Annotated in this window: 30 protein-coding genes and 1 pseudogene; 16 read left to right on the plus strand and 15 right to left on the minus strand. The window is 52.3% G+C overall.

Going from position 1 to position 26,457, the window contains the following annotated elements:
- Window positions 1–56: 56 nt before the first annotated feature.
- Window positions 57–584: a heme-copper oxidase subunit III gene (locus JVX88_RS33240; protein ID WP_410503814.1), complete on the minus strand. Its 528-nt coding sequence runs from the start codon at window positions 582–584 to the stop codon at window positions 57–59.
- Window positions 572–1,051, minus strand: a complete 480-nt coding sequence (sixA, locus tag JVX88_RS33245) for a phosphohistidine phosphatase SixA (protein ID WP_225931265.1) — start codon at window positions 1,049–1,051, stop codon at window positions 572–574. The genes JVX88_RS33240 and sixA overlap by 13 nt, the downstream gene beginning before the upstream one ends.
- Before the next feature lie 389 nt (window positions 1,052–1,440).
- Here sixA and JVX88_RS33250 point away from each other — a divergent pair, with 389 nt between their 5' ends.
- A complete protein-coding gene (locus JVX88_RS33250) occupies window positions 1,441–1,890 on the plus strand; it encodes a class I SAM-dependent methyltransferase (protein WP_211622882.1) in 450 nt (149 codons plus the stop codon).
- Here the strand turns inward: JVX88_RS33250 and JVX88_RS41455 are convergent.
- A complete protein-coding gene (locus tag JVX88_RS41455; RefSeq protein WP_211622884.1) occupies window positions 1,838–2,998 on the minus strand; it encodes a WD40 repeat domain-containing protein in 1,161 nt (386 codons plus the stop codon). The genes JVX88_RS33250 and JVX88_RS41455 overlap by 53 nt on opposite strands.
- Window positions 2,999–3,183: 185 nt before the next feature.
- Here JVX88_RS41455 and JVX88_RS33260 point away from each other — a divergent pair, with 185 nt between their 5' ends.
- Window positions 3,184–4,263: a Fe(3+) ABC transporter substrate-binding protein gene (locus JVX88_RS33260; RefSeq protein ID WP_211622886.1), complete on the plus strand. Its 1,080-nt coding sequence runs from the start codon at window positions 3,184–3,186 to the stop codon at window positions 4,261–4,263.
- 68 nt (window positions 4,264–4,331) lie between these two features.
- Here the strand turns inward: JVX88_RS33260 and JVX88_RS33265 are convergent, their stop codons facing one another.
- Window positions 4,332–5,603 (minus strand): iron uptake porin, encoded by a 1,272-nt coding sequence (locus tag JVX88_RS33265; RefSeq protein WP_211622895.1) that lies wholly within the window; start codon window positions 5,601–5,603, stop codon window positions 4,332–4,334.
- Window positions 5,604–5,629: 26 nt separating this feature from the next.
- Here JVX88_RS33265 and JVX88_RS33270 point away from each other — a divergent pair, with 26 nt between their 5' ends.
- Both JVX88_RS33270 and JVX88_RS33275 read left to right on the plus strand, forming a co-directional pair.
- Window positions 5,630–6,067 carry a phosphoenolpyruvate carboxylase gene (locus JVX88_RS33270; protein WP_317134681.1) on the plus strand — a complete coding sequence of 146 codons (438 nt, stop codon included), beginning with the start codon at window positions 5,630–5,632 and terminating at the stop codon, window positions 6,065–6,067.
- A gap of 70 nt (window positions 6,068–6,137) precedes the next feature.
- Window positions 6,138–6,731 (plus strand): rhomboid family intramembrane serine protease, encoded by a 594-nt coding sequence (locus JVX88_RS33275; RefSeq protein WP_211622897.1) that lies wholly within the window; start codon window positions 6,138–6,140, stop codon window positions 6,729–6,731.
- 97 nt (window positions 6,732–6,828) lie between these two features.
- On the opposite strand, the gene JVX88_RS33280 is transcribed toward JVX88_RS33275, so the two are convergent.
- Window positions 6,829–7,173, minus strand: a complete 345-nt coding sequence (locus JVX88_RS33280; protein WP_211622899.1) for a cytochrome c biogenesis CcdA family protein — start codon at window positions 7,171–7,173, stop codon at window positions 6,829–6,831.
- Window positions 7,174–7,288: 115 nt separating this feature from the next.
- On the opposite strand from JVX88_RS33280, the gene JVX88_RS33285 reads away from it, so the two are divergent.
- Window positions 7,289–7,915, plus strand: a complete 627-nt coding sequence (locus JVX88_RS33285; RefSeq protein WP_211622907.1) for a methyltransferase domain-containing protein — start codon at window positions 7,289–7,291, stop codon at window positions 7,913–7,915.
- A 185-nt stretch (window positions 7,916–8,100) separates the two neighbouring features.
- On the opposite strand, the gene JVX88_RS33290 is transcribed toward JVX88_RS33285, so the two are convergent.
- Together JVX88_RS33290 and JVX88_RS33295 are read right to left on the minus strand one after the other, a co-directional pair.
- A complete protein-coding gene (locus JVX88_RS33290; RefSeq protein ID WP_211622909.1) occupies window positions 8,101–9,330 on the minus strand; it encodes a PAS domain-containing protein in 1,230 nt (409 codons plus the stop codon).
- 1,256 nt (window positions 9,331–10,586) lie between these two features.
- Entirely contained in the window at window positions 10,587–11,741 is a 1,155-nt protein-coding gene (locus JVX88_RS33295) for an AAA family ATPase (RefSeq protein WP_211622912.1), read from the minus strand.
- Window positions 11,742–12,162: 421 nt separating this feature from the next.
- Here JVX88_RS33295 and JVX88_RS33300 point away from each other — a divergent pair, with 421 nt between their 5' ends.
- Window positions 12,163–12,750, plus strand: a complete 588-nt coding sequence (locus tag JVX88_RS33300) for a DUF2617 family protein (RefSeq protein WP_211622914.1) — start codon at window positions 12,163–12,165, stop codon at window positions 12,748–12,750.
- Window positions 12,751–12,821: 71 nt separating this feature from the next.
- Here JVX88_RS33300 and JVX88_RS33305 read toward each other — a convergent pair whose 3' ends face one another.
- Window positions 12,822–13,061 carry a hypothetical protein gene (locus tag JVX88_RS33305; RefSeq protein WP_211622916.1) on the minus strand — a complete coding sequence of 80 codons (240 nt, stop codon included), beginning with the start codon at window positions 13,059–13,061 and terminating at the stop codon, window positions 12,822–12,824.
- Between the two features lie 78 nt (window positions 13,062–13,139).
- Here JVX88_RS33305 and JVX88_RS33310 point away from each other — a divergent pair, with 78 nt between their 5' ends.
- The 4 genes from JVX88_RS33310 (at window position 13,140) to JVX88_RS33325 (ending at window position 15,175) form a co-directional block, all read left to right on the plus strand.
- Window positions 13,140–13,358: a DUF1579 family protein gene (locus JVX88_RS33310; RefSeq protein WP_211622918.1), complete on the plus strand. Its 219-nt coding sequence runs from the start codon at window positions 13,140–13,142 to the stop codon at window positions 13,356–13,358.
- Between the two features lie 67 nt (window positions 13,359–13,425).
- Window positions 13,426–13,860, plus strand: coding sequence for a cupin domain-containing protein (locus JVX88_RS33315; RefSeq protein ID WP_211622920.1), 435 nt, complete (start codon window positions 13,426–13,428; stop codon window positions 13,858–13,860).
- 197 nt (window positions 13,861–14,057) lie between these two features.
- Window positions 14,058–14,387 carry a hypothetical protein gene (locus JVX88_RS33320; protein WP_211622922.1) on the plus strand — a complete coding sequence of 110 codons (330 nt, stop codon included), beginning with the start codon at window positions 14,058–14,060 and terminating at the stop codon, window positions 14,385–14,387.
- 290 nt (window positions 14,388–14,677) lie between these two features.
- A complete protein-coding gene (locus JVX88_RS33325) occupies window positions 14,678–15,175 on the plus strand; it encodes a hypothetical protein (RefSeq protein ID WP_211622924.1) in 498 nt (165 codons plus the stop codon).
- Window positions 15,176–15,273: 98 nt separating this feature from the next.
- On the opposite strand, the gene JVX88_RS33330 is transcribed toward JVX88_RS33325, so the two are convergent.
- On the minus strand, window positions 15,274–15,633 hold the full coding sequence (locus JVX88_RS33330) for a hypothetical protein (protein WP_211622926.1): 360 nt from the start codon (window positions 15,631–15,633) through the stop codon (window positions 15,274–15,276).
- A 257-nt stretch (window positions 15,634–15,890) separates the two neighbouring features.
- Here JVX88_RS33330 and JVX88_RS33335 point away from each other — a divergent pair, with 257 nt between their 5' ends.
- From JVX88_RS33335 to JVX88_RS33345, 3 genes are all read left to right on the plus strand, one after another.
- A complete protein-coding gene (locus tag JVX88_RS33335) occupies window positions 15,891–16,691 on the plus strand; it encodes a type II secretion system protein (protein ID WP_211622928.1) in 801 nt (266 codons plus the stop codon).
- A 159-nt stretch (window positions 16,692–16,850) separates the two neighbouring features.
- Window positions 16,851–17,162: a chromate transporter gene (locus tag JVX88_RS33340; protein WP_211622930.1), complete on the plus strand. Its 312-nt coding sequence runs from the start codon at window positions 16,851–16,853 to the stop codon at window positions 17,160–17,162.
- Between the two features lie 509 nt (window positions 17,163–17,671).
- Window positions 17,672–18,136, plus strand: coding sequence for an LLM class flavin-dependent oxidoreductase (locus tag JVX88_RS33345; protein ID WP_317134530.1), 465 nt, complete (start codon window positions 17,672–17,674; stop codon window positions 18,134–18,136).
- Here the strand turns inward: JVX88_RS33345 and JVX88_RS33350 are convergent.
- Together JVX88_RS33350 and JVX88_RS33355 are read right to left on the minus strand one after the other, a co-directional pair.
- Entirely contained in the window at window positions 18,018–18,440 is a 423-nt protein-coding gene (locus JVX88_RS33350) for a cation:proton antiporter (protein ID WP_211622932.1), read from the minus strand. The two genes, JVX88_RS33345 and JVX88_RS33350, sit on opposite strands and share 119 nt — an antisense overlap.
- 368 nt (window positions 18,441–18,808) lie before the next feature.
- Complete coding sequence (locus JVX88_RS33355; protein ID WP_317134531.1) at window positions 18,809–19,369, minus strand: MltA domain-containing protein; 561 nt, start codon at window positions 19,367–19,369, stop codon at window positions 18,809–18,811.
- An 8-nt stretch (window positions 19,370–19,377) separates the two neighbouring features.
- On the opposite strand from JVX88_RS33355, the gene JVX88_RS33360 reads away from it, so the two are divergent.
- Window positions 19,378–20,676: a hypothetical protein gene (locus tag JVX88_RS33360; protein ID WP_211622934.1), complete on the plus strand. Its 1,299-nt coding sequence runs from the start codon at window positions 19,378–19,380 to the stop codon at window positions 20,674–20,676.
- Here JVX88_RS33360 and JVX88_RS43540 read toward each other — a convergent pair.
- Window positions 20,676–20,744, minus strand: a pseudogene (locus JVX88_RS43540) (hypothetical protein); the annotation flags it as partial. The gene JVX88_RS33360 and the pseudogene JVX88_RS43540 overlap by 1 nt on opposite strands.
- A gap of 187 nt (window positions 20,745–20,931) precedes the next feature.
- Here JVX88_RS43540 and JVX88_RS33370 point away from each other — a divergent pair.
- Together JVX88_RS33370 and JVX88_RS33375 are read left to right on the plus strand one after the other, a co-directional pair.
- Window positions 20,932–21,900, plus strand: coding sequence for a hypothetical protein (locus tag JVX88_RS33370; protein WP_211622936.1), 969 nt, complete (start codon window positions 20,932–20,934; stop codon window positions 21,898–21,900).
- Window positions 21,890–23,203 (plus strand): hypothetical protein, encoded by a 1,314-nt coding sequence (locus JVX88_RS33375; RefSeq protein ID WP_263975364.1) that lies wholly within the window; start codon window positions 21,890–21,892, stop codon window positions 23,201–23,203. Before JVX88_RS33370 ends, JVX88_RS33375 begins: the two co-directional genes overlap by 11 nt.
- Here the strand turns inward: JVX88_RS33375 and mnmG are convergent.
- The 3 genes from mnmG to JVX88_RS33390 form a co-directional block, all read right to left on the minus strand.
- Window positions 23,104–24,348, minus strand: coding sequence for a tRNA uridine-5-carboxymethylaminomethyl(34) synthesis enzyme MnmG (gene mnmG, locus JVX88_RS33380; RefSeq protein ID WP_317134532.1), 1,245 nt, complete (start codon window positions 24,346–24,348; stop codon window positions 23,104–23,106). The genes JVX88_RS33375 and mnmG overlap by 100 nt on opposite strands.
- Window positions 24,311–25,279, minus strand: coding sequence for a 2-isopropylmalate synthase (locus JVX88_RS33385; RefSeq protein WP_211622940.1), 969 nt, complete (start codon window positions 25,277–25,279; stop codon window positions 24,311–24,313). Before JVX88_RS33385 ends, mnmG begins: the two co-directional genes overlap by 38 nt.
- Window positions 25,280–25,577: 298 nt before the next feature.
- Complete coding sequence (locus JVX88_RS33390) at window positions 25,578–26,423, minus strand: aldo/keto reductase family protein (RefSeq protein WP_211622942.1); 846 nt, start codon at window positions 26,421–26,423, stop codon at window positions 25,578–25,580.
- Window positions 26,424–26,457 lie beyond the last annotated feature (34 nt).

Genomic DNA, 26,457 nt, shown 5'->3' on the forward strand with positions numbered 1-26,457 from the left:
TGATCCAACTGCAAACGGCCAGAGCCTTTACCCCAGCCGCTTCGGGTACAGATCCATCAGAGCAGATACAGCAGAATAAACAGGATGATCCACACCACATCGACAAAGTGCCAGTAGAGTTCGGCCGCTTCGACGCCAAAATGGTGCTCGCTGGAGTAGTGATCTTTGCGACGCGCTCGCCACAGCACCGCCAAAATCAGGCATAGTCCCAAAAACACGTGCAGGCCGTGGAAGCCCGTCAGGACATAGAAAGTGCTGGCATAGAGATTGGTGGTGAGGCCAAATTCTAGATTGTGATACTCATAGATCTGACCAACCAGGAAGATGGCTCCCATGGCGGCGGTGATCCCAAACCATTTGCGCAGGCCACCCACATCGTTCTGCTTAATTGCCGTATCGGCCTGGTGGATGACAAAACTACTGCCGATCAGAATCAGAGTGTTAATTCCGGGCAGCAGCAGCTCGCGTTCGGGGGTGCCTTCGGGCGGCCAAGTCGGGTAAACGGCGCGAAACGTCAGGTAGGCCATAAACAGCCCCAGGAAGATCATGCTCTCTGCGGCCAGGAACACAATCACACCGAAAATGCGATGGTCGGGATGGGCTTCGTGCTCTGCGCTTCGGGTAAAATCAGGCCGATGATGCCAGCTTTTTTCAGAATCAGGTGCTGCTGCGGTTTGCCCCACACGAGAATTTCTGCCCATTCACCCAGATCGGGTTCATGCCCCACAATCGCTATACAGTCACCACCCGACTGCCGCCATTGCTGAAGCCAGCTCAACCAAACGCTCAAATCCCCTCCGGGCGCTAAGTGGGGAGACTCTTCTAGTTGGCCTAGTTTGTAGGTTTGCAGAATCTCAGCAGTTTGGCGAGCGCGAGCTAAGGGACTAGTCAAGATTCGATCAAAGCGAATATTTAAGGCATGGAGCCGTTTAGCAACTCGCCGAGTGCGCCGAATTCCTTCTTCGGTGAGGGGACGTTCGTCATCGTTGGCGTAGGTACCTCGTTCCCCTGCTAACCCATGACGAATCATGTAGAGTTCAATTTGTGCCATTGCCTGTCCTCGCGAAGAAATCAGAGCAATCGTTGAGGGATCATCGATTGAAGGATTTAAAGCCCAGGCTCTAGAGTATAGCAGCAGAGCAGCAGATACCAGCAGGAGACCATGTATGGCTTACATGTATGGCTTAATATTTACAGCCAGACATAACTCGATTATTGCTCAGTTTGACAAGTTCTGGCCTACAGATTTAGTCGAGAAAGATTTATTGTGTTTTTCATTACAATTTATTTTTTGTGCTTCTTTCTATCTCATCACGTCATCTCTGGTTCAATCCTATGATGCAAAAACTTCTGAATCTACCGACCTTTTTGCATTAGCAAAGCAAACTATTTGATGTTGCGAGCGTAGTATATAGAGTATGTCTCATGCATGTGTTTTCAATGAATCATCTGTTAGTCAAAATTGGAGTTGTTGGACTGGCGATAATCAGCTTGCTATTGGCAGGGTGCCATCCAGGACTGGCAAATCGGCTATTGTCATCGGAAGCAACACCCTATGCACAGCGATTGGTTCACAATCCGGATGGCATTGGCAAGTTCTATCTAGGTAGAGAAATCGCTCAAGTCATGGGACATCAGGGAGCAGCTTGGTTGGAGCGTCCAAGTCGAAGGGTGGAGGAACAGCCCGATCAAGTGGTCAAGGACCTCAACCTTCAACCCACCGATGTGGTGGCAGACATTGGTGCGGGCAGCGGCTACTTTAGTTTTCGGCTCAGTTCCTATCTGCCGCAGGGCAAGGTGTTTGCAGTTGATGTTCAGCCTGAAATGATCGAAATTCTCAACTTCTTGAAGCAGGAAAACAGAGCTGCAGCACAGGTGCTTTACTGTTGATCTCCACTACCGAATGAGCGCTGCTGACCTCCCAGACGCGGGCCGTTTCGCCTCCTGCCGTGACGATAAACTTGCCATCTCGACTGTAGGCCAAATCGGTAACGCCGGACTGGTGCTCTAGGCGCGTCACCTCTAGCTGGCTGCCCAACCTCCAGGTTTGGGTTTTGCCGTCCCGACTGGTAGTCGTCAGTGCATCTCCACCCGCACTGTAGGCCAAATCCCATACTCCTGCACCGTGGCTAAGACGGGAAAGTTCTTTGCTGTTGGCAATCTCCCAGATTTGCACCATATCATTCTCGTCGCCAAACCCAGCCGTTGCCACAAACTCTCCATTTGGGCTAAACACAACCCGACTCACCGCCTGATCCTGATTTAAGTGAGCAATCCGGCGTTTGCTCTCGATCTCCCACACCTGCACCCCTTCCCGACTAGCCGTGGCAAGCTTACTGCCATCGGGGCTGTAGGTTACGTCTAGGACTGTATCCACCACTTCATAGTTGAACATGGCACTTGGAGTCACGGCTACCCCTTCAGTGGCGTTCTTGTTACGGCTAATTGACCATAGCCTAGCTGTAGAGCCACCTGCTGTTGCTAAGGATTGACTATCTGGGCTGAAGACGATGCTATTGAGATTCGCGCCGTGCTCGATCTGGGCCACCGCTGTTTTACTGTTCACCTGCCAAAGCTGCGCTGTTTTAGCCTCTTTGTCGGCTGTAGCTAACCACTTGCCGTCTGGACTCAGGGCCAAGAGGTTCACTGGCTTTTCTACCTTGATGCGAGCAATCACTTGCTGCGTATTCAAATCCCAAACCTGCACGATGCCACTACCTGCAACGATTAATCGTTGATTTGGGCTGGAGGCAACAGCAGTTATATCTCCTTCAGTATTCAGTTTGGCAATTTCTCGCCCGTTACTAATTTCTTTGATTTGAATTTGCTGCTTGCTGCTCTTTACTGATATCGCTACGTATCTACCATTTGCACTCAAAAGCGCTCGCTCAACGTTCCCCAGATCCAACGAATTGGGTTCTCGATACGCTAGCGAACTCAAGCTATTCAGTAGGGCAGTTGTTCCTTCGGTCAAAATGGCAGAGTGGAGAGATTCCATAGCAACCAGTACACTTGTGGTCAATGGCTCGTTGCTTTCGCGGATTGCCTCTGACTGGGCCGCTAGCTCACGGGCGATACTCTTGCGGCTTTGGTCTTGGGCAATTCGTTGCTGATACGAAACTCTTTGGTTTGAGTAGTCACAGTGTTTTCACGATAGATAAATGGGCAATTAGGAAACGAAAAATGAGCAAAATTTCTCGGCGTGCCTTTATTGGTGTGAGTGCAGCAGCAGCGGCAGTGACAGTAGGTCAGATGGGCAAATCAAAGGCTATAGCCCAGCAAGGTCCGGCAATTCGAGTCGCTCAAACCGATAATGTGGTCAATCTTTACTCGTCGCGTCACTACGATACCGATCAGACGCTCTACGACAGCTTTACGGCGGCAACCGGCATTAAAGTGAACCTGATTGAGGCAGAAGCCGATCCACTGATCGAGCGGATTAAGAGCGAAGGAGCAAACAGCCCTGCTGATATCCTGATGACGGTTGATATTGGCCGTCTCTGGCGAGCGGAAGCCGAAGGACTGTTTCAACCCATCAGCTCCAATGCCCTCAATCAAGCTATTCCTACTAATTTGCGCCATCCAGAAGGCTTGTGGTATGGCTTCTCTAAGCGGGCACGGGTAATCATGTACAACAAGTCGAAGGTGAATCCAGCCCAGCTGTCTACCTATGAGGCGCTGGTTGAACCCCAATGGCAAGGCCAAGTTCTGACCCGTTCTTCGACCAACATCTATAGCATTTCGCTGGTTGCTTCGATGCTGGCGGCCCATGGTCCTCAGGAAACCGAAGCCTGGGTGCGCGGTTTGGTTGCCAACTTTGCCCGCCCGCCCGAAGGCAATGACACAGCCCAAATTCAAGCTTGTGCGGCTGGGGTGGGGTCCTTGGCTCTGGCAAACACTTACTACCTGATTCGCTTGGCCAAGTCTGATACACCAGAGGATAAAGCGGTCGCTGAACAGGTGAATATTTTCTTTCCTAATCAGCGGGATCGCGGCACTCATGTCAATATCAGCGGCGCGGGTGTTTTGAAAACTGCTCCTAATAAAGAAGCCGCCATTCGGTTCCTAGAACATCTGGCTACACCGGAATCCCAAGCTATTTTTGCTCAGGGTAATAACGAATACCCAGTGGTTGAAGGCGTAACGCTTGATCCAATCTTGGCTAGCTACGGCAGCTTTAAGGAAGACCCAATTAACGCGGCTGAGATTGGTCGGAATAGTGCTGAAGCACTGCGGATCATGGACCGGGCTGGGTGGAAGTAGGAAGAATTTAGGAGCCAGAAGTGAGAAGAAACCTGGCTCCTTTCATCCAAGAGCGGGATTTAGCCTCCTCAAGGCCACAATAAGCTCAATTGATGAGAGGCAAATATCATCCGGTAGAAGCCTTCTACATGCAAACCAACATCTAGATCCCGACGTCTGCCCAATGCTGCTCCCAACCCAGGTGTGGTCCCGCTCAAGCGGGGTTCCATGCCAACAATGATGCCGCCCAAATTGCCCTCACCGCCCAAATCAGGGAAACTGAGATGCACCGCATAGTTCCAAACATCGGCATCCCCTAGGCCAATCGCTCGCACGGCAGAATGCCCGACCCAGCCTCCCAGTTGAAAGCCATCGCTGATGGCGTAATTGATGCCAAGGCCATAGGAGTTGACGACTACCGGACGAGTGTTTTCTGCATTGGTATACTCAACCTCAAGAGCTGCTGGAATGCTGCCGGTGCCGGTGCTGTTGCCGCCGTCCGGAACATAGGAGTGGGCGTAGGTAAGAGATAGCTCCAGGGGTTCAGGTGTGGCTGTAATCTGACCAATCATCCCATAGCCACCATTGAACAGGCCATTGCCCAGGCTGGGATTGGAACTGTTGGCGGCAATGTAGCCAACCTCTATCGCCAGGTCATCCAGTAGGAAAATATTGGCTCCGATGCCCGTGCCCACATCGAAACCAGAGCCGCGGTAGATCGGATTGCGCTGCCCAAATCGGGAAATTGTGGCCGTACCGCTGCTAGACAAGGGATTGATGTTGGTAATGAAATCATTCAAATTGCCGCCCTTGGCAATTGCGAGCACCGTAACATCGTCCCCTGCCGGAAATTCATAGGACAGCGTATCTAAGCCGATCTCGCCCTCGTCGGTGCCGGTCGCAAAGCTGAAACGCCCTTCGTTGGTAGACTCCGGAAGCGTAAAGCGCTCAAAGTTGCCGAACTCTAAAGTGGCCCGCAGCCGATCTTCTCCGCTAAAGCTGGCATCAAAGGTGAGATTGGTGCGACTTTGCAACACCGGATTATTCAGCCCCTCTTCATCCCCAGCCAAAACCTCACTAATCGAAAAAATCGTCTCTCCTTGAAGTCGCAAGGTTGAAGCTGATTGCAGATTGGCAAATCGCTGTTCCAGGTTCGTGATATCGGATTGAAGGGCCGCTAACTCAGCCGCAAATTCCGACATCAACCGTTCCACAACCGCTAGTTCGGCTCGGGTCGCATAGCGCTCCAGTTCGGTTGCTAGTAATTGCTGCATCCGGTTGAGGCAGGCATTGAGACCAGCCGCAAATTCATAGCGCGTTAGAGCACGGTTGCCCCGAAACAACTGGTCAGGATAGCCCACCAAACAGCCATAGTTTTCGAAAGCTGCTGCGCTACTTCTACTACAAGTGGCCCTTCTTCAAAATGGCGATTTCCAAGTGTGAGATGACCCTCTCGAAGGTGGATTTGCAGATCGCCCACCACTATGTGCAGGAACTCAGCCATCCTGAAGACCGGGAGCGCCTAGAAGGGGTGTTCGAGCAAATTGCCAACGAATACTACTTAACTCGGGATCTGGTGCTGAAAATTACGGGCCATCCCCGCCTGCTCGATGGAGATCCAGACTTACAGCGCTCGGTGCAGTTGCGTAACAACACAATCGTACCGCTGGGCTTTTTACAAGTGTCGCTATTGAAGCGGCTGCGTCAACATAAATCGAGTGCCGCATCGGGAGTGATTCGCTCCCGCTACAGTCGGGGCGAACTGCTGCGGGGTGCCCTCTTGACGATCAACGGCATTGCTGCCGGTATGCGGAATACAGGTTGATCTGAATTAGGTCTGGCTAGAATGAGTCTGGTACTGACCTTTGCTCAGAAAAATCAGCCGAGGATGAGTCATGAGTCGTAGCGATGAAGTGAGAGGTTTAGTAGGCGAAGTTAAAGCCCAAATTGGCATTCTGGGCGGCTTTGTAGGTTTGATGTGGGCGTTGGAAATCCTCGATTTGTTTCTAGGCGGGGCGCTAGACCAGTTTGGGATTTGGCCTCGTTCGCTGATTGGCCTACGTGGGGTCTTGTTTGCGCCGTTTCTGCACGGCAACCTGCTGCATCTCATTGCCAACACGGTGCCATTTTTGATCTTGGGTTGGTTGGTGATGCTGCGGCGCACGAGCGATTTTTGGCCAGTCACAATCATTGTGATGCTGGTGTCTGGTTTGGGCACCTGGCTATTTGCCTCTCCCTTTACCATCCATATCGGTGCTAGCGGCCTTGTATTTGGTTACTTGGGCTTTCTGCTATCGCGGGGTTACTTTGAGCGCAGTTTTGGTTCAATTCTGATGTCGCTCATAGTTGGTATCCTGTACGGCGGAATGATTTGGGGCGTTCTGCCCACCCGAATCGGCATTTCCTGGCAAGGTCACCTATTTGGATTCATCGGTGGCATCATTGCTGCCTGGATGCTGTCTAAACCTCGATCGTCCCGCAGCTATTAGTTGGAGTATTCATTTGCCGCCCAGCTTCATGCCACCAGCCCACTCTTCTCAGGCCAGCCACTCTCCTCCCCTGCTGGTGACAGATCTAGACCAATCCCTATCTCAACGGTTTTTTCGACTGGCGATTGTTAATATCCTTTCCAACATACACCTTGCCAACAATTGCAGCGATGATACCCAAGCCAGCCAATGTAGTTGCTAGCCCTAGGGCAAACCAAGTCGATTGAATGGCCGCCTGCCAGCGAGTTTTTGCCTCGTAGCCGCCAATGTAACCAATTGTGATGGGCAGCATCGAGATCATACAGGGAGTCAAACTGGTCAGCAGCCCTGCTCCAAAAATAATCCCAACGCTGAGTGGTGTCAGGTGGGTAAGCTGCGTAGACACTAATCCATCTGCAAAGTGCTCAAGTTGATAAAGTGCGGTTTGTAAGGCATCAAGCATAGGAACTGAGGAAATAAATTGGAGCTTAGTCGAGTCGTCCAACCGTAGAGACAGGAAACGGGGCGATGAAGGCAGTTATGCTAAGGTTTATGAAGCTTTCTCATCTATTCTACCTATGTCTGATCCGCAACCGACGCCTGCACTCACCGCCGAGTTTTGGGAAGGACGCTATCAAGACGGTACCGATCGATGGGATTTGGGTCAGCCCGCACCGCCGTTTGTCAGTTTGCTGCAATCGCTCCAAGCACCCGCACCCGGACGAATTGCGGTCTTAGGATCGGGACGTGGGCATGATGCTCTCCTGTTTGCCCAACATGGATTTGAAGTCGTGGGATTTGATTTTGCGCCATCTGCGATTGTAGCGGCTAGGGCAGCAGCCCAGGAACGAGGGTTATCAGCTCAGTTTCTACAGCGCGATATTTTTGAACTAGACGCTGAATTTGCCAATCAGTTTGACTATGTGCTGGAACACACCTGCTTCTGCGCCATTCTTCCAGAGCAGCGAGGTAACTACGTGCGGTTAGTGCAGAATCTGTTGCGCCCCGTAGGTGAATTGATTGGCTTGTTTTGGACCCATGACCGGGTAGGGGGACCTCCGTTTGGAGTATCTGTAACAGAGCTATATCAGCAGTTTCAGCCTGAATTTGAAGTAGTTTTGCTAGAGCGAGCTACCAATTCAGTCGAAGGACGCAGAAACGAGGAGTATTTAGTGCGATTGCGAATGAAAGCTCAACAAAGTTAATCTGGCCTTTGCGTAATTGGGCACCTGCAATCTGTAGCTACTGACAGAAATCACTGATTGTAAGCTGGAACTTGCTATGAAACTCCTCACAACTTCTGGACTGCTAGCCGCGTTGCCAATCATGCTTACTGCTCCCCAAACTGTTTGGGCCGAAACATTACAGGATATTGACACTCGGCCATTCGTTACGGTTGCCTACGCCGAGTATTCTCTGCGGCTGGTTCAATTTCGTAGATGTCGTAACAACCAGAAGAAAGATAGGGAAAGGTATAGGAACCATCCGGATCAAGCTGAAACTGATAGATCAATCCCGGAGCACTGGCCGTCAGCTTTTGAAAGCGCTTTTCACTTTGGCTGAGCGCAGCTTCGGCTTCTCGGCGTTCTTTGATTTCATGCTCCAGCTGGGCAATTGCTTGGCGTAGTTCCGTGGTGCGTTCCTCAACGCGGCGTTCCAGTTCTTCGTTGAGTTGCCTGAGGGTGACTTCCGCTTGGACTCGGTGTGTAATATCTTCAGCCGTGCCCAGCACACCAACCACATCACCAGCACTATCATGCAGCGGAATTTTATTGGTTTCCACCCAAGCTTGCTGTCCGTCTGCTTGCAGAATTGGTTCAACAATGCCCAACTCAGCCGTATCCGATTCCATTACCCGCCGATCGCACTGACGAAACCATTCGGTTTCTTGCGGTTTCCAAGGCAAATCATAATCGGTTTTGCCTACAACATCTTGAGGTGAATTCACACCAGCAGCAACCGCAAAACTTTGATTACAGCCCAAGTAAACCGAATTGCGGTCTTTCCAGAAAATCAATTGCGGAATGTTGTCCATCACGAGCTGCAAAAGCTGTTGGGATTGCCGTAGCTTAAGTTCTGCCTGTTGGCGTTCTGTGACTTGGCTCTGCAAAAACAAATTCGCTTGGCGCAGGTCGGTGAGGCGCTGATGGGCGGATTGTTCTAGCTCTTGATTCAGTTGAGCCAGTTTTGCCTCAGCTTGCTGGTGTTGCTCTACCTTCGTAATTAGCTGTTGATTGGCTGCCGATAGCTCTGCGGTGTGGGCTAACAGCGATGCCAACTTAGCTTTGACGCTGGCCAATTCTTGATCGGCTGCCGTGAGCTGGATTTGAGGCTGGGTGAGCAGCAAGGGAATTGTTTCTAGACTATAGCAGTACCACCACACTATAGTGATAGCAGCCAGCACTGCTGTGCTCAAATCTAAACCCAAAATCAACCGCAGCAGCAGTTCCGGAACCAGATAGTTCTGTACTAGCAGCAAGCCATACTCACCATGGGCTAAAGCACCACTGAAGACAATCAAACTGGTTACTAGCAAAAAGATCTGCTTAGGTTGCCTACACCAAAACAGCATCAGCAACAATGCTGCAATCATGAAATAGCCAACTGAGGTGTACCCCATTGTCTAGACAGTTTTAGTCAAACTTTAAGATAGAATCTTTTTTGGTTTAGCAGCAACGGCAGGACGGGTTGAACTCGCTGCGGTAGGCGGAACGGGCGCTGTTAACCTGCGGCCCCTCGATCAAGGCTGGGGATTGGGATTGGCAAGCCGCCGAAATCTTGCGGACATTCATTTATCCAATCAGGCGGCTGTCAATACGGGCAATCAAGGCGGAGAGATTCAGATTCAAGGCAGGCGTATCACGTTCACCCAAGGCAGCGTGGTAGCCGCTGATGCCTCAACTGGTACCTCAACTGGAGGGCAGGCAGGCAAATTGCGGGTTGTGAGTTCGCAGCTAGTTGAACTGTCGGGTGTTTCGCCGGAGGATGGAAATCGACCCACTGAGCTACGCAATGAAGTTTATCGGCAAGCGACGGGTGAGGAGGGGCGTTTAATTATCGAAACAAGACGGCTGGTCCTGCGGGATGGAGCACAGATTTCAACTGGCACCTATGGAGCCGGACGAGGCGTGGATCTGACCATTAGGGCGTCAGAGTCAGTTGATTTGATTGGCGCAGCCCCCAATAACCAGTATCCCAGCGGTTTGTTCGCTCGAACCAGGCGGCGAGCCAGCGGGAATAGCGGCAATCTAACCATCGACACTAGGCGGTTAACGCTGCAAGCAGGCGCGCAAATTTCTACTGACACCCTAGGAGCAGGTGATGCTGGTAATGTGACGGTGAATGCACTGGAATCGATTGAGGCAGCAGGCCGAGACCCCGATAATCTCAACTCTAAGCAGGGAGCCAGCGGCCTATTTGGGCAAGTTAGACCGAATGCTACCGGCAACGGCGGCAATTTAACGCTACAAACTGAACGGCTGATCGTGCGGGGCGGAGCGCAAATCTCCAGCAATACATTTGGGGCCGGACGAGCCGGCACTGTCACTGTTAATGCGGCTGATTCGGTACTGCTCAGCGGCACGGCTCCAGTCGAACGGGACGACAACATCAGCGGTATTTTAGTCTCGGCTGAACCGGGGGCAACCGGAAATGCCAGAAGACTGACCCTAACCACCCCCCAGTTGACCATTGAAGACGGGGCCAGAATATCCGCAGACAACTTTGGCTCAGGCAATCGAGGTGGCGTGGCTCAGCTCAACGTAGCAAATCTGATTTTAGACCGAGGCGAGATCAAGGCCACTACCGTCTCTGGCCGAGGCGGCATCATCCGGCTATCGGGCACTGACTCACTGCGGATGCAGAATCGCAGCCAGATTACAGCCCGCGCAGAAGCAGACGCCAGCGGTGGCAATATTTGGCCTTGGTACGGTGATAGAGGTCCGGATAGAGCAAGGCTCCTTCTACTGACTCTTGCAGGGTTTGCTTCACAGTATCTAACCCGCCAATGTCGTCCCATGATAATTTAGGTACTTCGACTTCAATTGCTCGCAGGACAGCGGGTTTGATCTGCTTTAGAGCGTGGAGAAAATCAACCTGGGACACACTCAACCGGGTTGGCATGGGACTATCCAGTGATGGCAGCAGGCGACGCAGCGAGGTGTAGGCAGCTTTTTGGCAGAGAGCTTTCAGATCGGCTCCAACCATTCCCACTGACAGATCGGCAATTACGTCCAGGTCTACCGAGGCATCGAGCGGCATAGGAGCTGTCATGAGCCGCAGAATTTCTAGGCGTCCAGCCCGGTCGGGTACACGAAACTGCACCTCGCGATCAAATCGTCCGGGGCGGCGTAGGGCCGGATCGAGATGCTCGGACCGATTGGTGGCGGCTAGGACAATCACGCCTTTGGTCTTGGCAAATCCATCCATCAGGCTCAGAAGTTGGGCCACAACCCGCTTTTCTACCTCGCCCTCCACTTTGCTGCGATCTGGGGCTAAGCTGTCAATTTCGTCGATGAAGACGATGCAAGGAGCTGAACGAGCCGCTTTCTGAAACAGACTGCGCAAGCGGCCTTCCGCTTCTCCGTAGTAGCGCCCCATCACCTCTGGCCCGACAATCGCAATATAGTTTACGCCTAAATCGGCGGCTAAAGCACGAGCCGTCAGGGTTTTGCCTGTACCGGGCGGACCCACTAGCAGTACGCCCGTTGTTGGTTCTAACCCCAATAGACTCAGCAAATCGGGTCGTTTCAACGGCAGTTCCACCAGTTCCCGCAGCTCTCGCACGACTTCAGATAGGCCACCAATGCCGCTTAAAGGAACCGTCTCAGGTGGATTGTCGCTGTCTAGGTCGGTTTCTAGAGGTTGCTCTTGATGGGCTTGAGCTGTTCGGTTGGGTGAGCTATAGCGGATGTCGGTGCGCTCGGTTCTAAATTCGGACTCGGCTCGGCCTTCGATCACCCGTACCACGTCCAGGAGGCTTTCTAAGCCTTGGTCCATCAGTTCTTCAAATTCGCGAAATAAATTGTCCATGCCTTTATCTACCGCTACAACACACCTGCAACCGCTCGGTGCCTTCAGTATAGACACCAGAGTTTGTAGACGGTTGGCGACTGTTTCAGTCTCGTTACAAATGCTTGATCAGGCGTTACGTATGAGCCTGAAACGTCTCCACTGCGAGCCGCCTGCCCGGTGCTCGTCTTACCGGTCCCTGCTTCAAGTCGATACCCGATCTTCAAAAATTGTACTTGAAGTCTTGGGGCGAGATGGTAGGCTCTCCATGCCGGGGCACTGCATGTCGTGTGCGACACGACAAGGGCCCCAATGAATCGTGGGTGGTCAGGGGAATCTTGGTTCGTTCGCTCCGAGATCCAAACTGAGAAGGAGTTTCTCAGGATGGATCTGGTGAGTTCCGGATCGAGAGCACCACGATTCACCGGATGCGAATCGGACCATGCGCCTTGTCATGGGCGATTGGTTCGGGTCGGAGCGCGGCTTCATGAGCATGCCAACCAAGCCCACGGCCTTGAACGGCCACCAGGTGCACCTTTTCAACCGGGCTTTGCATCCTGAGTTGTTCCCGCTGAAAGGCCGGCGGGTGGTGTCGGGCCAGAAGTACGAGCTCGAAACGTGGGTGATGCCGGGCTCTCACGTGCTACGGTTCCAGTTTCGTGGGGCGTGCGCACTGGAGTTGATGGCCGACGGCGGCCTCCGCGTGCCCAATGCGCAGCCGGTGGCGAGCTCGCCCGCCCTCGGCGAGCACGACTTTGAGTACCAGTTCGACCGGCACGGCATGGTGTACATGGCAACGATCCAGAGCGAGAACCTGCCCGAGCATGTCTTCGATTCGACGTACCACGAGCTGCTCGAGCATGGCCGTTCCAGTCGCGCGCTGATCCACCGGTGGATGGACGAGGTCGGGCCATGCCTGTCCATGCTTGATATCCAGCCCTTCAACGACGAAGCGCACGTCGAGGCATACCACATGTTCTCCAGTGGTGGCCTGGTCATCCGGACGCAGACGGTCTTCGAGCACGAGTAACCCCGCTACGGGCGGTGGTGCTCCCCCTGACTTCGGATACTCGAGTCGGCTGCGAGTGCCGCAGGCTGTTGTCAGCAGGTGAACATGCCGATATGCTCTGCATTATGGCAGTTGCGGCGCGAGTCTTGATTCGAATTCGTCGGCCCCGCTGAGGGCCGACGGGTCGTGGCGCACCCTTGAGGTGCGGGCGAACCGCTCTGCCGCCCTCCGCGGGGCACGATGGTCTTGCCCGGGCCTGATGTAGGCCGACCGGGCTCTTGGGCCTTGATGCTGCTGTGTTTTCCCTTCAGTTGAAACCGAACGCCCGCCATGCGGCGCGGCGTGATGACCAAGGATTGCTCCATGTCGACCCCCCCCTCCACCTCCGGTGCCGAGCCCTCATTGGGTCAATGATGTCTCACCTCTGGATATATGATGGTGAACTAGATGCCTCTGAAACCACACTGACCCTGAATAACGAAGGCCCTTCCATGACCGGAAACGGAACGGCAAAGTACAAAGACATGATTGAGCTGAAGAACGACAATCACCGGGTCATGACCTCGCATATGCTAGGTGACGATGGACAGTGGCATCAGTTTATGACTGTGCATTATCGACGTAAGTAATGATGGCATACCTGACCTGAGTTACAGAGCCTATCTAGGCTATATCACCTGACCTTCAGCACAATCATTGAAAGTTGAGCGAATGACTAGCCAACAAAGTCTGTCTAACATCTTTAACATCACCTCCGTCTATGTTGTGCTTGGAGACAACGGCGATGCCATACCCATGGCCGTAAGCAATCGCTTTTATGCAGATCTTGAGCATCAATTTGGCGACTTCAAAGGCAAGCGGTTGATTTCACACTATACCTTTGAGAAAAGCTGGGATAGCTGGGAAAGGCATCCTGCTGGAGAAGAGTTTGTCTGTCTCCTGTCAGGTCAGGTCGATTTCATCCTGGAGCAAAATGGGACTGAAATCTCTGTATTATTAAATGCTCCAGGTGATTATCTGCTAGTGCCGCGTGGAACCTGGCATACCGCCAAAGTTTATTCACCCAGTTCTCTGTTATTGATTACGCCAGGTGAAGGAACACAGCATCGCTATAAAGTCAGTCCTAATTGACTTGGTAGCTGTTTCCGACTCAACGCTGGAGTTTACCGTCAATTGGATTTGCCCTGTCTGAGCGTGGGAATAGCAGGCTGTATTGTCGGCTACTGTGCTACACCCAGAGTTTTGACAGCGAACCAGCATCAGCCGTAACAGTATAGGGTTATTAGGAATCAATTGCATTTATTAGCCCTACCTGATTCCGCTCTACCATGACACTCATCCTCACCCAATCCGATTGGGAAGAACTGTGCCAGCAGACTTCCATCCTGCCTGACAACTTGGTGCTTGATGATTTTGAGGAATTTATGGGCGTACCAGAACCAATAGGTCATGGCTACAGTCGCGGTATGGAGTTGTCGCCCGGACTATGGTTGAGCTTTCTGGATCGGGAATTTCATCAAGACTGGATATTGAAGACACCGATCCATGACCATTCCATCCAAATTGGCGTTTTTCTATCCGGCCTTCTCTACTTTGACGAGGTCTATCCGAATCTGGGCGGAAGATGCAGCTATTTTTCGGGCAGTGGGATTGAATGATAAAAATATTCGTTGCAGCGACTAATTGTTTAGCTAGTGTTGTCGATCTCGTTTGGTACGCAATCAGATTCATCCTCTTTAGTGATGGAAATCGATGCTCGAACACTGAGAATACAGAATTGAGAATACAGAATTTAGATGGAGGTAAGGCTCCAACCAGTCCCCAAACTCAAAATACTGCTACTGCCTCCGGCAACGCTGCGCGACCCGCAGAAGTAAGCATCTACAAAACTACGTGCTATGCCTAACGGCAAGCTACGCCACCAAAGCTCAAAACTCAAAACTTCCCTATGCCCGACTCTCTGATTACTCGTAAATTTTCGGTTCCGGAATTGAGTCAAAAAATTCTGGACATGGCTTCGACGGGCGTGTATCGCGAATCGATCTTTGAAGCATTGCAGCCAGTGGCGACGAAAAAACAAATCCGAGAAGCGATTGCCCATGCTAAACGGTTTGGCTTAGGTTCGGTGGCAAGTCTGCGCGATCCAGAGTTGGGCACCTACTATCAGCTAGATCGACACAAATACCAGTCGTTGCAACATTTGCTGCATGATCCGGCCTGCGTCGGCAAAGATGGGGAACTGACGCAACGGTTAACCAATGCGAATCAAACGATTGGGCATATGCTGATCGCGGCGGGCAGCTTTGGCGGGTTGTTTGGCATTTTTGGCGTGCTGTGCTGGGTGTCGGGCTGGCATCAGGTGGGAGTGGGGCTGCTGGGAGCGGCGGTGAGTGCGTTAGTGCTGTGGCAATTTCAGCGGCAGATCGCGCAGAATCTAGAGCGATAAAACTAGAGCGATAAAAAAAGATTGCCCTCCGGGCATTATCCCGCATGAGCAATCGAGTATGGTTCACACGCAAATTAATCCAGTCCAGTAACCGCAATCTAACCAATCGCCACAAAATCGGAGACTGCTAGAGTGTTGGCCTGGATGCCCGTTAAAATGGCTAGCACTTCGCCGGTTGCCTTGAGGCTGATCAGCGTATCAGCACTGCGGTCGCCGCCACCTTGGGTGATATTCAAGTCTGCCGGTGTGACACTGCTGGGATGGCCGATTAGATCCTCGCCTTTCTGGAAATCGCGGATGATGTCGGTGCCTTTACCTGCCTCGATGAAGAAGACATCGTTGCCCGCTCCACCGACGAGAATATCAGCCCCCTCGTTGCCGCGCAGGAAGTCGTTGCCATCGCCACCCCGCAGCAGATCGTTGGTAGATTCGCCCAGCAGAATGTCATTGCCCTGCAACTACCGGCAATAACGCCAACAACGAATGGATCACCTACTACGATCCGCCCAACCGGCGCTGGGGTTACGATGTCGGGTTGCAATATGCTCCGGCTGGCCCTGTGGCCCAACGGTTCCAGTTTGCAGAGGATGTGCGCAGTGAGTTCTATAGCGAACCGCCAGCGAATGATCCTTATGTGAGCAACCTCTGTAATAGCCTGAAGTCCGAAAAGCCTGATCTAAACTGTCCTGAGTAATTTCTGCGGAGAATGCGAATCATGTCAGCGTCCAACCATGCATCTCAAAATTCTCTGCTGTTACTGCTACGGCGTTCCTTAAAGGTTTCCAGTCCTGGCAGGCAGCGGCCTACAGAACAGGGGTTGACCATCATGGAATGCCTGGTAGCCATCCTGTTGATTGGGCTAACCGTGGCGATGGTGACACCGCCCTTGCTGATTGCTACGGCCACACGGGTGCAAAATCGCCGGGCCGAGCAGGCCATCCAGCTTGCTCAAGATGAGATCGACCGCATCAATACCCTAGTCCAGCAAGGCAACCATCAAAGCCAGCGGCTTCCAGCTGTGGTAAACGCTGCCAATCTCAAGGCTGTTGGTCCTCCGACTGGACTGACCAATCAGCTCAAAACCACCCGTCGAGATGGAGCGGCTTGTCCCCCTGGGTCGCCATTCAACGGTGCTTCTCGTTATACCAATCAGCAAATTCCGGCCAATCAGGCCGTACCGATCGATGTGGATGGAGATTGTAGACCAGAGTTCTTCATGCAGATTTTTCGGACGAGGGGAACGTTACTCCAGGCTGAACAGAATAAACCGCCTAACGAGCAGCGTTCCGCTAGGTTTGAAGTTGGTATTCGGGTCTATTCCTATCCGTTGGCCCAACCCAACCTCGGTGCGTTGAATCCCCAACCTGAACCAGCTCCCCTGTTAATATCTGACCGCCAAAGTAGAAAACAGTCAGAGAATCCGATGGTGGCGGTATATAAGCAAATGATTTGGGGTGAGCAGGCGGATGTGGTTTGTGAATCGGTGAGCGGAAACATTGCTTCGTGTCCGCAGTAGCTAAAGTAGGCGTTCTAGCTGTTTACTACGGGTTTATTTCTGCTTTGTTATTGCTGCATCTGCATCTGCATCTATCGTTTGGATTATAGAGCTGAACCACTATGGCTAATAGATTCTGGTCTCGCCTGAAAAAGCTATTCCTAAGATCTCATTGTTTCAATGCTCCGGACAATGCTGGCGGTTTCACGCATTTTTCTGCTGGCGTTCGTACTTGTTTGGCTGGTGAATCCCTGGGTAACGAAACTGCGTCAATCGGCTTGGGCTAGCGGCTTTCTAGATGGCGTCAATGCAGCTTCGCTGGGGCTGATGGCAGGCGTCTCCTATACGCTGCTGAGGACCGCAGTAGTGGATGGATTAACGGTCATGGTTGCGGTTTTGAGCGTGCTTGCCGTGTTTCGCTTCAAAGTCAATTCGGCTTGGTTGGTGTTGGCAGGAGGAATAATCGGATTGATAGCTAATTTATTGACGTGAGAAATGGAAGTATAGATAACAGCAAATAGTCTAACAGCCTGCATTGATAAATTGCATTGATTGTTAAAGCAGGCAATCGCCTCCTAACTCGGGGCGATGCTGTATATATGGGTTAGTCTGCTGTATTGCTATTTGCAGCAAACCGTTCCAAGCTAAGTGGATTAACCTAATGTTTCGATCAAGTAGTGCGAACCCCCTAGCAGACAGGAGACGTTCTCTACGTTTGATAGTTAATTTTGCCTATCTACCTCAATAGCTACAAATTTTACTTCTTGCTGCCATTTGTGTACAGAAGCACATATGTATTTTGAATCACAAAATACTCATTTCAGTTCAAGAAGCTAAATATATAACATCCACTGATAAATCTACGAATGACTTGATCTTCTGCGACTGCCTGTGCTAACGTGCTTCATACGGTAAATCGATAAAGTTACCGTATTTTAGAATTTGCAAGCAAGCGCATCATACTCGGGGGTTGTGAAGGGGCAGCCCTTCCTATTCTTGGCATGTACGGTTTCTCAGCAGGAGTTTTGGCGATGGATGTTCTTTGGTTTTTTCCAACCCACGGCGATGGCCGCTATCTCGGAACTGCGCTAGGTGGACGGGCCGTAACATCCGACTATCTGAAGCAGTTAGCAGGAGCCATCGATGCGCTTGGGTTTACAGGAGCGCTGTTGCCCACCGGACGTTCTTGCGAAGATGCCTGGATCACGGCTGCATCCCTGATTCACGTGACCAAACGGATGAAGTTCTTGGTCGCCATTCGTCCAGGATTATCTTCGCCGGGTATGGCTGCTCGCATGGCTGCCACCTTTGATCGCCTCTCCCAAGGTCGGCTGTTGATTAATGTGGTCACGGGGGGCGATCCAGTTGAGTTAGCCGGTGACGGACTGCATTTAGATCACGATGCTCGCTATGACCTAACCGATGAGTTTCTCTCAGTTTGGCGGGAGCTGATGGCGGGAAGGTGATCAAAACGCCAAAGCTGACGAGGTTGCGTAGGCTAACAGAAACCCGACTCAAATCGCGCAGTTGCAGATTTAGACCACCCTCAAACAAAATCAGCGCTACCGAGAGGGAGACAATCACCTCTAGCCCAACACCCAGCAGATTAGGGTGTAGCCAACCCATACCGTCAGCCCCTAGCAGGATGCCAAACAGCAGCAAAAACACGATGCTAGGCACTTTGAGGTAATCGGCCAACACTTGGGCACCGATTCCCGCAATAACGGCCAGGACCATTTGGAGGGTAATTTCAAGAGCAGCAGCATTCATAAAATCTGACTCAGGTGAACTACCCGCTATTTCTGATTCCGAGCTGCAATGATGGATGGTCTTGGCTCACTGTTTGGTCCATTCACCACTAGCGAAGGTTGATCCAACTTCACAGCAATCATAAGAAATAGCAGACGTGGTCTTGAGAATCTGTCTTGAGAATGCCTAGCTTCAGTTCCTACTCCCAACTGCTCGATTCTAGTATCAACGGTTTCCGTCGTCGGACCTATGAGCGCGATTTATGTTGTGCTTCTATTTTATAAGAACAATTTAAGTAACACATCAGTTACCGTAGTCTACTTAGCATAGCACTGGCCAGGAGGGATACCTGTATCTCTCAGATTACGCTCAAGCCGGCTTGCCTCAAGCTAGGAACTAGGGGACTTCAACAGCAGATAGTATAGCTGCCCAGTGTGGTTGATTTGGCCTGCTTGCTCGCCTGCGGCAGTGCCAGTCCCGATAAACAAATCGACCCGTCCAGCGCCGCGAATGGCTCCGCCCGTATCCTGGTCCAGCACATAGCGGCTAACGGGCAGCGGAGAATCCTCTCCCTGGCTTTCAAGAAGCTGAGTATGAATCAGGGCTAAAGCGCCTGGAGGCATTAACGATTTATCGGTCGCGATCGAGCGTCCAGCCGTGACCGGAACCCGCAGACTGCCAGTGGCTGGTGAACCAGTCGTTTCCTTAAAGAAGACGAAGCGGTTATTGCGCGGCAGGTATCGATCTAGCTCGGCTGGGTATTGGCGAAAGTAGGTTCTGACGGCAGCTAACGTCAGGTCGGATTCGGCAATCTTCCCGGCATTCACCAGTTCCCGCCCGATACTGACATAGGGATAGTCGGTACGTCCAGCGTACCCAATCGACATCACCGACCCGTCTGTGAGCTGGAGGCGAGCTGACCCCTGCACCTGCACCAGATAGGCTTCCAAGCGATCCCGTGGAATTACGAGAGGAATTACGAGAGGAATTACGAGGGCAGATCCATATTTCACCTGATCGCCTGGATGTCCTGAATGCAGTTTTGGTTGATGCAGAGATGCAGGTGATCAATGACGTTCTGGCGATTGTTGCTAAATACGGCACGCCAGCAGAAATCAACGCTAAAGCTGAGCAGGCTATGCAGCTCTCTACCTTGCTACGACAGGTGGAACAGATCCGGCCCGATTATATTCCGCAACTGCATTGGTTGAAGGAACAGGCCGAGAACCAGGCTTTTATCAGCATTGCCGACTACCGCCGCCAAATATTGGCTGACGCTGACGCCAATATGAACTTTGCCGATGCATTTGGCGTGACGCTAGAAATTAGCGCTTGCCAATATTTTCCCTGGATCATTGCCGCCGCTGAGCAGGTGATAGCTCGCCAAGAGTTGCTGCCCGCTCGCTTCATTCAGGTGCGCAATATGAAAGAGCAGGAGGCCGATGGGGATCTGGTCGGCATTCTCGCCGCAATGCAACTGATCGGCGCTAGTTTTGTCGCCACACTCGATACCAAAGGCACCGACGGTTCTAACATTCATCTAAACGGACCCAGCACCATTACCGGCTACTTCGGCGGAGTCGGTCAACCCAATGCCCATGCACTGCAATGGTTGGATGAATATCTTTATTACTACACCCGCTATGGAGTACGGCAGGTGTTGAATCTCAATCCCGGTACCGTGTTGCTCGGCTATCTGCTGCATCGCCTTGGTGTAAATATCGAGTTCAAAATTTCTGTATTCATGGGCAACGACAACCCCTACTCAGCGCTGTGGACCCTGCTGACCGCCAAACTGTTTGCCAGAGATGATGGCTCTACGCCACTAGTTGGCTTCAACTGGAGCAATTCGGTAGACAACGACACAATTGAACGCACTGCTCAGGTACGGCAGGCGCTGGGTTTGGAACAACAGGTGCGGTTTGAGCATCACATTACCGAAACCTGGAAGAGCATCGTGCGGCAGCCCTACAATCGGCGGGCTGAGCTGTTGTCCCTCGCGGATCACATTCCCAACATTTCGGCCAAGCATGAGGGCGGCGATCCAGCAATTGAACAAATTCGCGAACATCCTTCTGATATTCTCGATTATTTTCGTGATAAATCAGAGATTATTGCCGCTGGCGATTGGCAACACTTGACGCTGAATTTCCTTGATAAGTTAGATGCCGTCAATCAAACAGCCGAGGCATTGACCAAGCGGGGGTTCTGGGCACCCATGCGACCCGCTTCGGTCAAGGTAGACAAATCACAATGACCTTGGACTCTCCGTTCTACGTTGAACGTACTTTCTCCATGTCGAACCAGAATGACGCGAGTAACCAGGGTTCCGTCCTCCGTTGAAGCTAAACATTAGAGCTAAAAAATCAACAAGATTTTACCTCTTTTGGGATAGGAACGGGGGAGATAGGAGAGAAGCCTCAAGACAGCTTCATGCTTCTGTCCGGCAGATGCGAAACGATTGATGCGAAACTATACAAGGAGCGCAGTCCATAACATCTAGGGAAATGGGATGACCGTATCACTGAAACGCCTATTCTTGGTCGCCATTACGCTGTTAGTCATTCCCCTGCTGGGGTTATCGCTTTGGAGCAGCTTAACCGAACCGCAAATCACTGACCGGCTCCAGCTTTACCAAACTGACTTATTGCTGCATGTTAATGAGTTGCAGGTTGATGACCCTCAGGATGCAAACCTGCTGGCCGCTCGCAAGGCCGTTCTGGGTAATGATCCGCTCAAAACTGCGCTAGAGCAATACCAAGACGTGCGCCAATCGGCTGCTACCAATTTGCAAAAGTTTCAACAGCAGCTTCCTGCACCTGCGGCTTCCGACAACCCAATTGCCGCACCCACGGCTCCCATTCCCTCCACTCAGGATAAACTCCAGAACAGCCAAACCCTGACCAACATTCAAAAACAGTCCGACCTGCTCCAGCAATTGGACCTGCGGATTGGACTGCTACAGGCAGACCAGGACAATATTCAGTCAGCCCTCGCCACTTGGGCTAAGTTGACTCAATCCGGCAATCCCCCTAGTCAATCTGCTCAACTGGCGAATGTGCTGACCGGTCTCTGGAGCGAACCGCCCCAAATTTTCCCAAACGCCGAAGAGTTATTGCAAAAACAGCTAGAAGGATGGTTTCGCTACAAAGCCCTATCCAGACTGTATCAACTCCAGCAGCGTACCGAAGCCCTGAATACGCTGGAGGATCAGGAGCAGCAGGTCGCCCAACGAACCCTGGTAAAACTCGCCTTGGTGAGCACGGTACCGGCTTTGGGAGCGATTATTGGCGTGGCCTTGATTGTTTGGCTGAGTATCCGCTGGCTGTTAGGAGCCGGGCAACCCCGCGAAACCACCGGCAGTTTGGCATGGCAAGTGCCCTGGGATTGGGAAACGATTGCCTGGGTGCTGATCGTCGGGTTCTTCTTTGCCGGACAAATTGCCATTCCGGGACTCTGCGGTTGCAATTGTGCGAAGTGAATACTCGGTAGGCGAGCAGTTTCGGTTTCCCTGTGTCACGTTGCATGAGCCACCCAAGGCAATGGTGCTGAATTTTCAGCCCGGTGATGCCTTCGAGCGGGAAGCCTTTTTGATTCTGCTGGACAACTCGACAGGGGCGACCTACGAGGCGATTGTCTCCTTGACCCAAACCAAAGTTTTGTCTTGGCAACACATTCCGGGCGTACAGCCCAACATCATGGCTGATGAACTGGCCGAGTGCGAGGCGGCGGTCAAGGCTCATCCAGAGTTTCAGGCGGTTTTAGCAAAGCGCGGTATTACCGATCTGGATCTAGTCGTGGTAGACCCCTGGGCAATTGGCAACTTTGGCTTTGCCGACGAAGTGGGGATGAGGCTATCGCGCTGTTTGTGTTATTTGCGTAGCCGCCCCGACGGTAACTTCTACGCTCGCCCGATTGATGGGGTAGTGCCCGTGGTTGACCTCAATCAAATGCAGGTAGTGCGGATCGAGGATATGGGAGTGGTGCCAGTACCGCCCGAACCGAGCGAATATGCGGCCCGCTTTATGCCCTCCCTGCGCCCAGATATTAAGCCGCTGCAGATTACCCAGCCCCAAGGCCCCAGTTTTGAAGTGGAAGGGCACTTTGTCCGCTGGCAGAAGTGGCAGTTTCGGATTGGGTTTACGCCCCGCGAAGGCTTGGTCCTCTACACCGTAGGCTACGAAGATCAGGGTCGGGTTCGGCCCATTCTCTACCGAGCTTCGATGGCAGAAATGGTGGTGCCCTATGGCGATCCACGCCCGCAGCACTTCCGCAAAAATGCCTTTGATTTGGGAGAGCATGGCGTCGGCATGCTGGCCAACTCTCTGAAGCTGGGCTGCGACTGCTTGGGCGAAATTCGCTACTTTGATGCGGTGCTGACTAACAGCCGGGGCGAGGTTGCTATCACCGAAAATGCCGTCTGTATGCATGAAGAAGACTATGGCATTCTCTGGAAGCACACCGACTGGCGGCTAGATGAGGTAGAAGTGCGACGCTCGCGGCGGTTGGTGGTGTCGTTTATTGCCACGGTGGACAACTACGAATATGGCTTCTTCTGGTATTTCTATCAGGACGGCACAATCCAATACGAGGTGAAACTGACCGGCATTCTCCTCTGCGCTGCCTTGGTCGATTATCCCAAATACGGTACCGTCGTCGCTCCGGAGTTGAATGCCCTCAACCATCAGCACTTCTTCTGTATGCAGACGATCAGCTCCTGTCCGCGTACCAAACGAGCCGCGTTGATTCCGGCCACGAGTCCCTGGGCGGCAGCTTCTTCGTAACCCGTGGTGCCGTTAATTTGCCCTGCACAGAACAGCCCAGCAATCTTTTTGGTCATCAGCGTCGGGTAGCACTGGGTGGCAGGCAGGTAGTCGTACTCCACCGCATAGGCTGGACGCAACATGACGCAGTTTTCTAGACCGGGCAGCGAGCGCAGCATTTGTAGCTGGAGATTTTCCGGCAAGCCGGTCGAGAAGCCCTGGATATAGAGTTCCGGAATGTCGCGGCCTTCGGGTTCAATGAAGATTTGGTGCGATTCTTTGTCGGCAAAGCGGACAATTTTATCCTCGATGCTGGGGCAATAGCGCGGTCCTTTGGCATCTACCCAACCACCGTAGACCGGCGACAGATGCAGGTTTTCCCGAATCAGGCGGTGGGTTTCAGCCGTGGTGCGAGTCAGGTAACAACACATCTGCTCCCGCTCGACCCAAACTTCTGGATCAAAGCTAAACCAACGGGTTTCGGGATCGCCGGGTTGGGGTTCCATTTTGCTGTAGTCTACCGAACGGCGGTCTACCCGTGCTGGAGTGCCGGTTTTCAAACGTCCGGTTTCAAAGCCAAGCCGATTCAGCGTATCGGTCAAGCCTTCGGCGGCAAACTCACCAGCTCGTCCGGCTGCCATTGATTTGTTCCCAACCCAGATGCACCCGCCCAAAAAGGTGCCTGTGGTCAACACCACCGCTTTGCACTCAAACGCTACGCCAAAGTAGGTTTCCACGCCAATCACTTCGTCATTGCTCCCCAGCACCAAATCCGTTACCATCCCTTCGCGCACCGAGAGGTTGGGCTGATTCTCCACAAGCGTTTTCATCACAGCGGCGTATTCCCGCTTATCGGTCTGTGCCCGCAGCGCCCACACAGCCGGTCCGCGTGAGATGTTCAGCACCCGCTTTTGCAGATAGGTGCGATCCGCCATTTTGCCAATTTCGCCGCCTAGCGCATCTACCTCGTGGGTCAACTGCGATTTTGCCGGACCACCCACCGCCGGATTACAAGGCTGCCAAGCAATTTTGTCGAGATTCAGCGTCAGCAGCAATGTCCGACAACCTAAGCGAGCCGCCGCCAATGCCGCTTCACAGCCGGAATGCCCAGCCCCGACGACAATCACATCAAAATAATCTTGCAAGGTAACGGCAGATGAGTTCATGGGGTTCATGCTTGGTTTGTGCTCGTTGAGCTGGGCGCGAGTAGGGCGGATGGGCATGCAGGTTGAGCTGATCGAGCAAATCCGTCACATGGACGAGCGCATCGTAGTCGATGCCATCTACCTCCCAACCAAAGCGGAGCCGCAGACCGTTTAATACCTGCTCTAGAGCCACATTCCCAGCTCGCTCACCAATGCCGCCAAAGGTGCCAGAAATGCCCGTAGCTCCGGCCTGAACAGCCTGGATCGTATTTTCTAAGGCTAACCCCATGTCGTTGTGAAAATGAACCGATAGCGGTGCATGTTGAGTGTATTCCAGCAAGTCATGCATCCAGATATAGGTTTTTTCAGGTGTGAGGATACCAACCGTGTCACAGAGGAGGAACTGCTGTAGGTAAGGTTTAAAGCTGTGAATGCACTCGACCAGGAAATCAAAATCAGCACGGCTAGCATCTTCTGCTGCAAAACAAATCTTTAAGCCTAAGCTGGCTGCATAGCGGAGGTGCTTGAGCACAGTTTCAATCATGCTTTGCCGAATCCGATTGATCACAGGCTGAGGAATTGTATCGTCAATTGTTTTAGTTGCGTAGATTGGATGGCAACGGATAGCCACATCTCGCAAAAATAGCAGCCGATCGGAGACGGCATTGAACAGAATAATTTGTCCTACGCCACAGGCTTTTGCCTGATCAATCAATGGCCGCACCATCATGGTTGACGCCACGAGTTGCTGGCTCAATCCTTCCTGAAGCAGCGTTTTCACCAGATGTTCCTCCGTAGCGTGAATGGCTGGCATTAGGGCAATTTGATGCACACCCGTTGCAGCGATCCGATGGGCTAGGGTTCGCTTGGTTTCGCTCTCAAAAAAAATGCCGACCTGCTGTTCCCCATCGCGCAGTGTTTCATCTGAAATCTGTAGGTGGATTGTCTCCATGATCCAAAGTGCTGTGTTTCAGGCGGTGAAGGCACAATTGTTTTAGCAAAATGGTAGGTTCACAAGCGGTCAAATCTAGATTCTGCTGTATTTTACCGCAACCAGATAAAACAGTGGTTGTTTATGGTGGTTGGGGTGCGCAGAATGAGACAGAAAATAGGTATTCTCCTTTGCAAAGGGCGCGTAGAATTTTTGAATGTGGAACAGAAGTGGGGCGACTGAGTCCTGAGTCTTGAGTTCTCTGCTCTCGTATTAAAGTCATCTGCTCACAGCATGGATACATCTCTTCTGGCACAACTCACTGGCGGTTTAACCGATCCAGACAATCAGCGCCTGATCCCACCCAAGCTAGCGCCAACTGGGACATGGTTAAACCCAAATCGGCTGCAATTGGTTTCACCTTTTGGACGGCAGAGAGCACCCGATCATTGGCGATTTCGTCCTTTAGGAAGGCGTTCATCTTGTCGTTAGCGGCCCGCGAGTCGGACGGAGGCGGTTGACCGGGCTGATACTTGCCGGTGAGAATGCCCTGCGCCAGAGGCGACCAGACGATTTGGCCGATGCCATTGGCAGCACAGAGGGGAAACCCCTCCGCTTCGGGTTTGCGCCACAGCATCGAGTATTGGGGTTGGCTAGAGACAAACCGCTCTACGTCTGTCATCGATAGCGCAGCTTTGATCTGGTCCGGATTCCATTCGCTGAAGCCAATATAACGCGCCTTTCCTTGCCGCACCACTTCGGTCAGGGCAGTCATGGTTTCTTCGAGGGGCGTGTTCACGTCATAGCGATGGCACTGGTAGAGATCGACATAGTCGGTTTGCAGCCGTTGCAGCGAGGCGTCAATTTGTTTACGGATTTGAGCCGCCGACAGTCCTCGATCGGTATCCGACATGGGAAAGAACACCTTCGTAGCCAGAATATAAGAGGAGCGATCAACCCCTCGCAACACTCCACCTAGGAGTGTCTCAGCCGCACCCCGCCCATAGACATTGGCCGTATCGATGAAATTAATCCCTACTTCAAAAGCTTTGTGGATGCAAGCTTCGGCCTTCTGCCGCTCCACCCCACCCGAATAGGTCAGCCACGAGCCGAGGCTAATTTCGGAGACGGTTAATTCACTATTGCCCAACTGTCGATATTTCATCTTGCTTCCCTCAGCAGTAGGATTCTTTCAGTTT

The organism is Leptolyngbya sp. 7M, from assembly GCF_018128485.1.